This window comes from Paraburkholderia tropica, from assembly GCF_014171495.1.
Taxonomy (GTDB): Bacteria; Pseudomonadota; Gammaproteobacteria; order Burkholderiales; family Burkholderiaceae; genus Paraburkholderia; species Paraburkholderia tropica.
In genome coordinates this window covers 217,758-229,585 of sequence record NZ_CP049136.1, presented here as the reverse complement: position 1 = coordinate 229,585, position 11,828 = coordinate 217,758, and the positions used below count along the sequence as shown (strand labels likewise).

General features: G+C 65.0%; 12 protein-coding genes and 1 pseudogene. 6 read left to right on the top strand and 7 right to left on the bottom strand.

The features are described from left to right. Positions 1–67: 67 nt before the first annotated feature. The gene (locus tag G5S35_RS24565) at positions 68–457 is read left to right on the top strand and encodes a 2-oxoglutarate dehydrogenase (RefSeq protein ID WP_176081075.1); all 390 of its coding nucleotides are present in this window, start codon (positions 68–70) and stop codon (positions 455–457) included. Positions 458–507: 50 nt separating this feature from the next. On the opposite strand, the gene G5S35_RS24560 is transcribed toward G5S35_RS24565, so the two are convergent. Next, positions 508–2,193, bottom strand: a complete 1,686-nt coding sequence (locus G5S35_RS24560) for a tannase/feruloyl esterase family alpha/beta hydrolase (protein ID WP_183039815.1) — start codon at positions 2,191–2,193, stop codon at positions 508–510. A 123-nt stretch (positions 2,194–2,316) separates the two neighbouring features. Continuing rightward, positions 2,317–3,746: pseudogene (locus G5S35_RS24555) on the bottom strand (MFS transporter). Positions 3,747–4,012: 266 nt separating this feature from the next. Here G5S35_RS24555 and G5S35_RS24550 point away from each other — a divergent pair. Both G5S35_RS24550 and G5S35_RS24545 read left to right on the top strand, forming a co-directional pair. Beyond that, entirely contained in the window at positions 4,013–4,918 is a 906-nt protein-coding gene (locus tag G5S35_RS24550) for a LysR family transcriptional regulator (RefSeq protein ID WP_183039814.1), read from the top strand. A gap of 77 nt (positions 4,919–4,995) precedes the next feature. Then, positions 4,996–5,262: a DUF1488 family protein gene (locus G5S35_RS24545; protein ID WP_065059710.1), complete on the top strand. Its 267-nt coding sequence runs from the start codon at positions 4,996–4,998 to the stop codon at positions 5,260–5,262. 72 nt (positions 5,263–5,334) lie between these two features. On the opposite strand, the gene G5S35_RS24540 is transcribed toward G5S35_RS24545, so the two are convergent. Continuing rightward, a complete protein-coding gene (locus G5S35_RS24540) occupies positions 5,335–5,595 on the bottom strand; it encodes a DUF1488 family protein (RefSeq protein WP_065059709.1) in 261 nt (86 codons plus the stop codon). 221 nt (positions 5,596–5,816) lie between these two features. On the opposite strand from G5S35_RS24540, the gene G5S35_RS24535 reads away from it, so the two are divergent. Both G5S35_RS24535 and G5S35_RS24530 read left to right on the top strand, forming a co-directional pair. Then, entirely contained in the window at positions 5,817–6,278 is a 462-nt protein-coding gene (locus G5S35_RS24535; protein WP_237181653.1) for a hypothetical protein, read from the top strand. Positions 6,279–6,339: 61 nt separating this feature from the next. Continuing rightward, positions 6,340–7,683, top strand: coding sequence for a cation:proton antiporter domain-containing protein (locus G5S35_RS24530; protein WP_074985291.1), 1,344 nt, complete (start codon positions 6,340–6,342; stop codon positions 7,681–7,683). A gap of 39 nt (positions 7,684–7,722) precedes the next feature. Here G5S35_RS24530 and G5S35_RS24525 read toward each other — a convergent pair whose 3' ends face one another. The 4 genes from G5S35_RS24525 to G5S35_RS24510 form a co-directional block, all read right to left on the bottom strand. Continuing rightward, positions 7,723–7,941, bottom strand: a complete 219-nt coding sequence (locus G5S35_RS24525) for a hypothetical protein (protein WP_065059707.1) — start codon at positions 7,939–7,941, stop codon at positions 7,723–7,725. Positions 7,942–8,068: 127 nt separating this feature from the next. Continuing rightward, entirely contained in the window at positions 8,069–8,485 is a 417-nt protein-coding gene (locus G5S35_RS24520) for an SRPBCC family protein (protein ID WP_074985289.1), read from the bottom strand. 80 nt (positions 8,486–8,565) lie between these two features. Next, positions 8,566–9,372 (bottom strand): 2,5-didehydrogluconate reductase DkgB, encoded by an 807-nt coding sequence (gene dkgB, locus G5S35_RS24515; protein WP_183039813.1) that lies wholly within the window; start codon positions 9,370–9,372, stop codon positions 8,566–8,568. Positions 9,373–9,414: 42 nt separating this feature from the next. Continuing rightward, positions 9,415–10,620 (bottom strand): MFS transporter, encoded by a 1,206-nt coding sequence (locus G5S35_RS24510; protein WP_110327689.1) that lies wholly within the window; start codon positions 10,618–10,620, stop codon positions 9,415–9,417. A 105-nt stretch (positions 10,621–10,725) separates the two neighbouring features. Here G5S35_RS24510 and G5S35_RS24505 point away from each other — a divergent pair, with 105 nt between their 5' ends. Further along, positions 10,726–11,628, top strand: coding sequence for a LysR family transcriptional regulator (locus tag G5S35_RS24505; RefSeq protein WP_065059704.1), 903 nt, complete (start codon positions 10,726–10,728; stop codon positions 11,626–11,628). Positions 11,629–11,828 lie beyond the last annotated feature (200 nt).

Below are 11,828 nucleotides of genomic sequence, written 5' to 3'. Positions count from 1 at the left end.
CGCTCAGCACCGGTCGTCGGCGCACGCGCGCGAGGACCGGTTCTTCATCTATTGAAAGCGAGTGATCATGTCTTTATTCGACAAGCTCTGCTGCATCGTGCCGCTCGTCGTGTGCGCGGCCGCCGTCAACGCTCAGGCGGCCACGCAATCCGTGGCGCCCGTGCAGCTTCCGCAAGGCGCACATGGCGTCGATGGGCCGTTTTTCCCGTCGAACCGTCCCGCGCCCGTTACACCCAGCACGGGTACGCAATTGCAGGACGCGGCGCAATCGCGTATCGAAGCGCGGCTCGGCGCGAATGCCTCGCTCAGTAACGGCGCGTCGATTACGAAAACCCAGGCGCAAGACAGCGGACTCGGTTATATCGCGCAGCATTTCGATCAGATCGACACGGCGCATACGGGCCGCGTGTCGATGAGCGATGTACGGACGTATCTGCAAAAGCAGCAGCGTCAGTAAGCATTGCAGTTCGGACTGGGTTTAACGCGGGCACGACGCGCGTGCGTAATTCAGGGTGAAGAAGGCGTTGCGCACGCGTAATTGCTCGCGAGATTCAGATTGCCCTTGCCGAGATAACGCGGATACGCGGGATAGCGGCACAAAGGCCGCGTGCGTCCGTTCGTGTCTTGCGCGATATCGGTGGTCACGAGCGTATCCGGCGCGTTGCCTCGCGAAACCCAGTCGTCGAGCGCGCCGATCAGATCGACGGACGGAATGAACACGCCGTTGCCGTGCTGATAACCCGGCACCATGTAAAGCCGCATGAAACTGTCCACGCGCACCTGGCCGTAACGCGCGACGAGACCTTCATACGAGGCGATGGTCTGATTCGGGCTGATGACTTCGTCTGCGAGTCCGTGCAGCGTGATGAGTTTGCCGCCGCGCGCGATGTAATGCGCGATGTCCGGATTCATCGCGCCGATGGTCGCCGAAAGCGTGGCGAGCCGCTGCTGATAACGGCCCGGATGCATCACGTCGAAGTTCGACGAATCGAAGGTCGGGTCGTGCGTCACGAAGTATTTGAGGTAGGCGTCGCCTTGCGCGTAGAGATAGCCGTTCGCGCGAAACGTGAGTTGCGGCGAGCGCTCGGGCGAATGCGCAAGTCCGAGCAGGCTCGTGAAGCGCGTGCCCTGAAACACGTTGTAGCCGCGATAACGGTCGACATTCCAGGCGAGCGCGTACGGCAGATGCAGGCCGTCGCGCAGTTTTAGCAGCGTCGCGAGTTGCGGCGGCGTGAGGCAATCGTCGGCAGAAACGGACGGCGCGGCCGATGCAAGAGCATCGGCGGGACAGCGCAGCGAGTCGATGATTTTCGGCTCCAGCGCGCGGCAGGCTTCGACGTTGCTGATAATGCCGTCGCTGGCGCCGTCGAGCGTGTCGCACGCCTGCATCGTGCGCTCGTAGACGCGTTCGAGCAAAGCGGGCGGCACGAAGCCGCCGGGCACGCGATATTCGAGCCGCCCGAGTTCCACGCCGATCAATCTCACGCCCGAAAAATTCAGTGCAGGCGAATTGGCGATCACGCCGTCGTAATCGTCGGGATAGCGCTGGATGACCGTGTAGCCTTCGCGTCCGCCGGTCGATCCGCCGGCGAAATACATGTGCTCCGGCGCGCGTCCGTAGCCGCGTTCGATCAGCGCGAGCGCCACGTCGTGGGTTTTCTTCAGATGTGCATAGCCGAAGTTGACCACGGCTTCGTCGAGCAGGCCGAAGGTCGCGACCGAGGCGTCGCCGTTGTGGCCGGAGTCGTCGCCGAACGTGGCGTAGCCGCGCGCGAGCGGCGCGCGGTCCGGCGAGAACGGCATCGGTCCGGTGCCGGTGACGACTACGCCGCTATAACCGCCGCCGCCAAATTGCAGCGCGCGGCCATTCCAGCGGCTCGGCAGATTCACTTCGAAGCGGATGTCCGGCGTGCCCGCCGTCTGTGCGCGGATCACGCCGGTCAGGCGGCAGAAGTCCCCGTTGAGGTTGCCGTTGGCCGTGGCGGGAATCATCGTGGCGGTTTGCACGAGCGCGCCGTTGGTCGGCAGGCCGATGGCGGCGGGCGGCAGCAGCGCGCCCGCGAGATCGGCGCAGTGCAGCGGCAGGTCGGGCGCGTGCTGGGCGTGCGCGATGCCGCTCGCGAGGAACGTGAGCGCCGCGCAGGCGGCCGCGTGGAAAGGAACGCTACGCGCGATCGCCCGGGACGGTTTCATCGCTCCATGAGGTAGTGGGTCGTGTCGGGAAGTGCGGCGGCGCGCGGCTCGCCTGACGGTCGCCGCGCGCAAGACCGCCAATATGACATAGATCGGCGGCGCGTTTGCAGGAAGACGCCATCTTCAACGCGTTGGGCTGCGCGAGAAAATCAGATAGCTGAGCACCGCAAGCGTGCAGACCGCGAGGCCGCCGTACAGCATCAGCGTGTTGAAACCGGCTTCGAGCGCGGCGCGGGCTGTCGTTTCAAAGTGCGGTTCAAAATGCGCGGGGTCGATCAAACCATCGCCCGGCGTGAGATTGCCCGCCGCCACGCGCGCGGCCAGCGCCTGCCACGACACCGTCTGCGCCGCGCCGCCGAGCGCGTCCTGCAGATGGCGCGCGACGCTCGCGACAAGCAGCGATCCCATCAGCGCGATGTTGATGGCGAGCGTCACCATGCGCGCGCTCATGTCGATGCCCGAGGCCATGCCCGCGCGGTCCGCCGAGACCGAACCGGTCGTCGTGTTCGTGACCGGCGTGTTGGTGATGCCTAGCCCCGCGCCCGCCACGAGGCAGCCGGGCAGCACGGCCAGCGCGTGGCCGTGGCCGAAGGCGCTGCCCGCGCGCATCAGCAGGAAGCCCAAGCCGATCGTGAAGAGGCCCGCCGGAATCGCGCGCGCGGGCTGCAAGCGCAGCGCGAGGCGCTCGCCGATGGGCGGGAACACGAGCGTCGGCAGCGTGTAGGCGAGCAGCGACAGTCCGGAAGCGAGCGGGCTTTCGTGCAATACGCTCTGGAAATAGATCGGCAAATAAATGATGAATGGCCAGAAGCTGAAGTTCATGCCGACCGAGCCGAGCAGCGCGCCCGAAAAGCTGCGGATTCTGAAAACCGAGAAGTCGAACATCGGATGCGCGGCGCGCAATTCGATCGCGACGAACGCCGCGAAACTGGCGGCGCTCGCGGCCAGCACGCTCAGCGCCGGCACGCTGAAAAAGCCGATATCCGCGCCTTGCGTGATGGTCCAGACGAAGCCGAACACCGCCGCCGACAGCGTGACCATGCCCGCGATGTCGAGCTTGCGCGCCTGCGGGTCGCGCGATTCGCGCACGCCGGCGAGCGCGAGGCCGAGCGTCGCCACGGCGATCGCCACATGCACCCAGAACACCCATTTCCAGCTCGACAGCGCCACGATCGCGCCGCCCACCAGCGGGCCGAATCCGAGGCCGATGCCGAGCACGATCCCCACGCGCTGAATGCCCGTGCGCGCGCCGCGCCTTGCGGAAACTGATGCGAGAGCACGGCCACGAGGCAGATGAGCATCGCGCCGCCGCTCGCGCCTTGCACGAAGCGGCTCGCGATCAGCGCCGTCGTGCTCGACGCCAGTCCGCACAGCCAGGACGCCGCGCCGAACAGCACGATGGTGACGACGAACACGCGCTTGCGGCCGAAGCGGTCGGCGAGCGTGCCGGTCGCCATCAGCACGGTCGTGCACGCGAGCGTGTAGGCGTTCATGATCCATTGCATCTGCTTGAAGTCGCCGTGCAGCACGACTTCGAGCGTCGGCAGAATCATCGGCACGCTCGAAATTTCGAGCGAAAACATCATGGCCGCGAGGCAGACGGCGATCAGCGCGAGGGCGTTCCGGCGCATCTGCGTGGGGCGCAGCGGGTCATGGGTTTCGCGGGCGAGGTCTTGCCCGAGTTCGGATAGCTGCATGTGGGGACTCCAGGTGAGCGGGGGAGATTCGCATGTCGTCGAATCGGCTACACTCAGTTTATGGGAATGGAATTCCCGTATTGACGCGTTTGTGTCCCTGTCATGATTCCTGTGAGGAACCAATGAACGACAAACTGGATGGTGTTGCGACCTTCGTGCAGGTCGTGGAGGCGGGCAGCTTCGCGCTGGCGGCCGAGCGGCTGAATCTCACGCGCTCGGCGGTCGGCAAGGCCATTACGCGGCTGGAAACGCGGCTGGGCGTGCGCCTGCTTCATCGCAGCACGCGTAGCCAGACGCTGACGACCGAAGGGCAGTGCTATTACGAGCGCTGCGTGCGCGCGCTCGCGGAACTCGACGACGCCGAAGCCTCATTCGACATCAGCCGCGTGGAGCCGGGCGGGCGGCTGCGCGTGAGCGTGCCCGAGGCGTTCGGGCATTGGTGCGTCGCGCCGGTGCTGCTCGATCTCGCGCGGCAGTATCCGCAATTGCAGATCGATCTGTCTTTCACGGACCGCTATACCGATCTGATCGAAGAGGGGGTGGATCTTGCCGTGCGCATCGGCGAGTTGCGCGACAGCACCACGCTGGCGGCGCGCCATCTGGGCACGCAGCACATCGTGATCGCCGCGGCGCCCGCGTATCTGGCGCAACACGGCACGCCCGCCAGTCTCGCCGATCTCGCGGATCACACCGGCATCGCCTATTCGCGCGCGGGCGTGATCGCACCGTGGGACGCGCGCGGCCCGAACGCGCAGACGCAGCCCGTGCGTATCCGCACGCAGATCAGCATGGACGATGTGCAGGCGATCGCGAGCGCCGCCATCGACGGTCATGGGTTGGCGTGGCTGCCTTGCTGGCTGGTCGCGCGTCATCTGGCGAGCGGCGCGCTCGTGCCGGTCCTCGACAGCTATCGCGTGCGTTCGCAGGAAATCTATGCGGTGTGGCCGCAGGTGCGGAACCTGCGCGCGAAGACGCGCGTGGCCATCGACGCCTTGAAGGCGCGCATTCCGGAGATGATTGGCACCTGATTCGATCGGGCAGCGCGGGCGCGAAAAATGCGCTTTTGCCCAGCGCGCATACGGTGCGCTTTCGTCGGAGAACTACGTTGCTAATAAATTTTCCATCCGGACCCGCATTCTGGACGACGAACCGGACTATTGCGTTCGCGGCATTCGTCGATGGCGTCGAGGTGATCTGCGAGTTGTCGCTCGAAGCCATAGAAGAGCATTTCGGTGCGAGCCGTTCGCGTCGCGACAGCATGATCGCCGCGTTCGACCGTCATCGCAGCCGCATCGAAGCGGTGGCGCAACGCGTCATTCCGCAGCGTCTCGCGGCGGGACGGTGTCCGCTGTTTTCTCGCGACTTTTATTGAATGACCCGAATCACGCGAATGTGGGGAAGGGAGCGAGCGCGCCGCGCGCATCCCGGCGCGCGGCGCGTCGATTCAGGAGAAATCGCCGGGTTCGAGCTCGAGCGACTGACCGCCATTCTTCGAGAGCGCATGACGTGCCGCGCGCTCAATGGTGGGCCGATTGGCGTCGAACGCACTCAATAGCGAACTCGACGACGTGCCTTCATTGCCGAAGCGTGTATTGAGCGCGTCCATCGACACGCTGCACCAGACCGGCCTGTCGTCGACATGCGCTTCGAACGCAATGCGCGCAGCCGCCACGCTATGACGTCGATTCGTAAACTCGATTCTCATCTCGATCCTCCGTGAAGTTTGGCGTAGTGAAAATGCCCGGCGCCAATCCTCTGCGGATTGGCCGGGCCTGTCTGGCGCAGCAAGGTGCAGTCCTGCCGGTCCTTGCATGACTTGCCACGCGAAACGCTGTTACGTCCTCGGTGTACTTCATTATGCGCGAGAAAAAAATTCGCGCACTGCGTGTCTTTCAGCTCTACGAATCGTAGGCGTTCGCGCGGCATATGTCAGTTTTTATCGATGAAGGTAATTTCGACTTTGTCGGTAAAAACATACCGGCAAACATAGCGGCGCTCATTATGGTTCGAGCCGGGTTCGGCGTTTGCATAGGTGAGTGTGTGCCATGCACGACAACCGTGACGGAGGACATCATGACCAGCACACTCGACCCCGACAACGACAACGCAGGCGAAGAGACGCCGCCCGTCGCGCCCGGACACGATATCGAATCGCTCGGACCCGGCGACTCCTCGGATAGCGGCAGCGATACGATCGGCGCGAAGCGCCACGAATTCGACCGCGATACGGAGCTCGACAATCACGCGCTCGAATTAGGCGCGGATGAAGAACGCAGCGACACCGACCGAAGCGGCACGGGCGAACGCGCGTCCGCCGACGGCGACGAAACCCTGCGTCCTGATGATGATGTATTGCCCAATCGCATCGAAGGTCCGGAAGACATTTAGCCTCGACGGATGACGCGCAGGCAGTTCTCATCGACACAAGGAAAAGGAAAACGCACGAGCGATGTCGGACGAAGCATTGTGGTTTTTACTGGTCGGCGTGCTGCTGATGTTCGTGGCGCTCGCGCGCGGGCCGATCGCGCGCCTGCCGCTCACGGGTGCGATGATTTATCTCGCGGTGGGCGTCGTGGTCGGACCAGGCGTGCTGGGTCTCGTTCACGCCGATCTTGCCGACAACGCGTCCACGCTTGCGGTGCTGGCCGAAGCCGGGCTCGTGATCTCGCTGTTTTCGGTGGGCATGCATTTGCGCGTGCGTCTGCTCGATCCGCTCTGGATCTTGCCGCTGCGGCTCGGCGTGGTCGCGATGGCGATCAGCGTCGCGTTGATGTTCGGCTTCGGCCTTGCGATGGGCGCCGCGCCTGGCGTTGCGCTATTTCTCGCCGCCGCTTTGGCGCCGACCGATCCGGTGCTTGCCAACGAATTGCGCGTGCAGGAAGCGGGCGACGCGGAACCCGTGCGCTTCGCGCTGTCCGGCGAAGGCGGACTCAACGACGGCGCGGCCTTGCCGTTCGCCTTGCTCGGCCTCGCGTTGTGCGGCGTGCACGTCACGGGCATGGCGAACGCGGCGACCTTCGCGCTCTCGCTCGTCTGGGGCGTTGCGGGGGCGCTGCTGGTCGGCGCGGTGCTGGCCACGCTGTGCGTGCGCCTCGTTTTTCATCTGCGTACGCGTTATGGCGAAGCGGTGGGTCTCGATGGCTTCATCGCCATCGGGCTCATGTCGGTCGCGTATGGCACCGCGTTGCTGCTGCACGCGTATGCGTTCGTGGCGGTGTTCGCGGCGGGCGTGGCGCTGCGCCACGAGGAATTGCGCGCGACCGGCGAGCGACGGCCCGCCGAGACGCTGGAGACCATTCAGCTTGGCGAGCGCGTGGAGGCCGCGAAAGATCCGCAGCGTGCGCACGTGTTGCTCGCGGAGAGCATGACGGGTTTCACGCTCGAAATCGAGCGCTTCGCCGAATTATCCGTACTGCTGATTATTGGCTGTGTGGTGTCGGCGCACTGGCGCGAGATGCTCGATTGGCGCGCGGTCTCGTTCGCGCTCGTGCTGGTGTTCGTGGTGCGTCCGCTTGCCGTGCTGGTGTCGATGATCGGCGCGCGTGCCGACTCGCGGCAGCGCTGCCTGATGGCCTGGATGGGGATTCGCGGCGTGGGCGCGTTCTATTACGCGGTCTGGGGACTGGCCGAAGCGGGCGATGTGCTGCGCCCCGTGCTGCCCGCGGCGCTCGACGCCATCGTCATCTCCGTGTTGCTGCATGGATCGACGGCGGGCTATGTGCTGGGCCGCTACTATCGGCATGAGGATGCACGGCGTGCACGCGAGCGGGCGCGTGGAAAAGCGGCGGCCTGAGCGCGCCGCTTGTTTTGATGCCTGGTCTTATCCGTGCGCTTATCCGTGCGAATCCACCCACGCGCGCGCCCAGGAGAGCCCGGCGTCCTGCGCTTCCTGCTCGGTGTCGAAGGTGCCGAGTATGCCGGACGCTTCGACCAGCTTGAGGTCGAGCGTGATGGTGCCGCTTCCCGCATAGCGCTCGGGTGCGAGCAGTTCTTCCTGCTGCGCGATGGCATGTCCCCACAGGACATAGCCCTTGTATCGCTCTTGTTCCATCAGCGCGTCGCCTTGCGGGGTGGGGTGGATAAACCACCATTTTAAGGGAAATAGCGGGTCCGCAGGCGGGCGGCGATGCTGCGCTGCGATTTTGTGGCTAAAGTCGCAGCGCGGGATTATTGCAGCGTTATTTTTCGCTCAGCGACTTCAGCCGGTTCAACCCCGCGCGGTAGAGCACTGAGTAATGCCCAACAAGTGAATCCGCGTGGTGCGCATCGATCGGCTCGAAGCGGCTGGCCCACGTCACGGTCGTACGGTTTGCGTCGATACGCCGCGCCGACACCTCGGCCTCATAGCCCGTCACCGGATCGGGGCCTTCGACAATCGCATAGCGATAGAAGCGCTCCGTGTCGCTGTGCTCGAGTAGCGCTTCGACGATGATCGCGCCGTCGATCGCTTCGAGGTGGCGCAGACGCCCGTCGTCCGAAAGCCGCGACGAGCGCACGAATTCAAGCCAGCCGGGCAGGCCGTCGAAGTTGCCCAGCAAGGCCCAGACCGATTCCACGGGCGCGTCGATATCGACGGATACGCTCACGCTTGCCATCATTTTTCCTTTGAGAATACGTGTTGCGAGCTTCGCGGCGCGCACGCCGCGAAGCTTCGAAAAGCGCTCGATTCAGCGCCTCAGTCCCACTGTGCGGCGAGACCTTCGGGGCTCACTTCGCGGCCATTGCGTTCGAGCGCCGCGATCTGCGCCATGTCGTCGTCGCTGAGTTCGAGCGTCTGCGCCAGCAGGTTGCTCGCGAGATTTTCGCGTTTCGTCGACGAAGGAATCACCGAGTAGCCGAGCCGCAGCGCCCAGGCGAGCGCGACCTGGGCGGGCGTCGCGTGACGGCGTTCGGCGATGGCGCGGATCACCGGGTCGCCGAGCACCTTGCCATACGCGAGCGTCATGTACGAGGTCACGTGAATGCCTGCCTGCTGCAAGAAGTCGACGAGCTTGCGGTTTTGCAGGTATGGGCTCAATTCGATCTGATTCGTCGCGATGTTGTCCTTGCCGACCACGGCAATGGCCTGCTTCGTCAGTTCGATATTGAAATTCGACACGCCGATCTGCTTCGTCAGACCTTGCTGCTTTGCTTCGGCGAGGGCGCTCATGAATTCGTCGAGCGAGACGCCGTTGTTCGGCGCGGGCCAGTGGATCAGCGTGAGATCCACGGCGTCGGTGCGCAGTTTGTTGAGGCTGTCCTTGAGGCTTGGGATCAGCTTCTCGCGTGAATAGTGGTCGACCCAGATCTTGGTGGTCAGAAAGAGGTCGTCGCGCGCGACGCCCGAGGCCGCGATGGCTTCGCCGACTTCGGCTTCGTTGCCGTAGATCTGCGCGGTGTCGATGGCGCGATAGCCGAGTTCGAGACCGTTGCGCACCGAGTCGATGACGACCTGGCCTTGCAGGCGGAACGTGCCGAGACCGAATGCGGGAATGTTGCTCATGTTGGACTCCGTGAAGTAATCGATTGAAAAAGCAGCGTGAAATCAGCGCGCGGCGCTTGGCGCGGGCTGGCGATTCTGGGCGATCTGCACGAGCACCAGCGCGAGGCCCGAGACCGCGATCAGCGCACCGACCACCGGCACGGCGGCGTAGCTGAAGCCCGCCGAGATCGCCGCGCCGCCGGCCGCCGCGCCCACGGCGTTGCCGAGATTGAAGGCGCCCACGTTGACCGAGGAGGCGAGGCCCGGCGCTTCGGCGGCGGCGCGCATCACGCGCATCTGCAGCGGCGGCACCACGGCGAAGGTGGCGAGGCCCCACACGACCACGGCGAACGCCGCGCCCAGATGCGTTTTTGCGAGCAGCGGGAACGCCAGCATGATCGCGACCAGCAGCGTCAGGAACACGACGAGGCTGCCGTTGAGCGAGCGGTCCGCGAGCTTGCCGCCCGCCGCGTTGCCGATCGAAAAACCCACGCCGACGAGCACGAGCATGGCCGTGACGAAGGTCGGCGAGGCGCCCGTGATCTGTTCGAGCGTCGGCGCGATATAGGTGTAGAGCGTGAACATCGCACCCGCTCCCAGCACGGTGGTCGCCATCGCCGTGAGCACGGCCGGGCGCGTGAGCACCTGCAATTCGCCGCGCAGGTTGGGTGCCTGGCCCGCTGCGCCCTGGGGCAGCGCGACGCGCAGGATCAGCATCGTCAGTACGCCGAGCCCCGCGGTCGCCGCGAACGCCATGCGCCAGCCGATGGTCTGGCCGAGCCAGGTGGCCGCGGGCACGCCGCCGATATTGGCGATCGTCAGGCCCATGAACATGGTGGCGACGGCGCTCGCCTGCTTGTGGCGCGGCACCACGCTCGCGGCGACCAGCGAACCGAGGCCGAAGAACGCGCCGTGATTGAGGCTCGTGACGAGGCGCGCGAGCAGCAGTGTCGTGTAGTCCGAGGCGAACGCCGAGAGCAGGTTGCCGATCGTAAACAGGCTCATCAGCAGGATCAGCGCGCTGCGGCGCGACCAGCGCGAGAGCGCGAGCGTCATCAGCGGCGCGCCGACCATCACGCCGATCGCGTAAGTGGTGATCAGCATGCCAGCGCGGGGAATCGACACGTGTACGCCCTCGGCGATCACGGGCAGCAGGCCCATCGGCGAGAACTCGGTGGTGCCGATGCTGAATGCGCCGATGGCGAGCGCCAGCAGTGACAGCCAGGCGTGGCCTTCGCGTGCGGGCGCGGAAGTGAGGGGCGGGGTCATGGCGAAAGGGGCTCCAGCGGTTTTTTGAACAGGACGCAGTGTGCCCGCTTTACTTTTGCAGAAAAAGTCGTCTATAAACGAAAGAGTTTTGATTTCAAATCAAGAATGAAAGTCACACTGGATGAACTGCAAGCCTTCGTGAGCGTGGTCGATACGGGTTCGATCACGGCTGCCGCGCATCAGCTCGGGCTGACGATTTCGGCCACCAGCCGCACGCTGGGGCGTCTGGAAGACAAGCTCAGGACCACGTTGCTGCGGCGCACGACGCGGCGTCTCGAACTGACCGAGGAGGGCAGCGCGTTTCTGCGCGACGCGCGGGCGATCATCGCGTCGGTGGAGGGCGCGGAGGAGCAGATGGCCGCGCGCCGCGAACGGCCTTCGGGCCGCCTGCGCGTGGACGCGGCGACACCGTTCATGCTGCATGTGATCGTGCCGCTCGTGCAGGGCTATCGTGCGCGCTATCCGCAGATCGAGCTGGAGCTGAACAGTAACGAAGGGATCATCGATCTGCTGGAGCGGCGCACGGACGTCGCGATCCGCATCGGCCAGTTGAAGGACTCCACGCTGCACAGCAAGCCGGTCGGGCGTAGCCGCGTGCGCGTGCTCGCGAGTCCCGCGTATCTGAAGACGCACGGCCAGCCGCGCCGCGTCGCGGACCTCGCGAAGCACACGCTGCTGGGTTTCACCGAGCCCGAGGCGCTCAACGTCTGGCCGCTCGCGGGGCCGGATAACGCGCCGTATCGCATCGCGCCGGGCATCCGTTCGTCCAGCGGCGAGACGCTGCGGCAACTCGCGCTGGCGGGCGAAGGCATCGTCTGTCTGTCCGATTTCATGACGGCGCGCGACCGTGGCGAAGGCGCGCTCGTGCAGCTTTTTACAGCGCAGACGCTGGAGGTGCTGCAGCCGATCAACGCGGTCTACTACCGCAATACGGCGATTTCAGCGCGCATTGCGTCTTTCGTCGACTATCTGATCGAGGCCGTGCGCGACAGCGAATTCGCGCGGTGAGTGCGGTGCCTGGGCGGCTTCGTCATCGTTGCGCGCTCAACTCGCACCCTCAAGTCGCGCCCCATTTGGCCGACAAGGAGAAAGGCGCCGCCAGCACGCGCGCGCCGCTGCGATCCCCTGCATTTCATAAAAGGTTGTACATGACGTTTTCGAGCCGAATCCCGCTACGGTTTTTTCGCCGGGATTTACGCCAGGTTTCA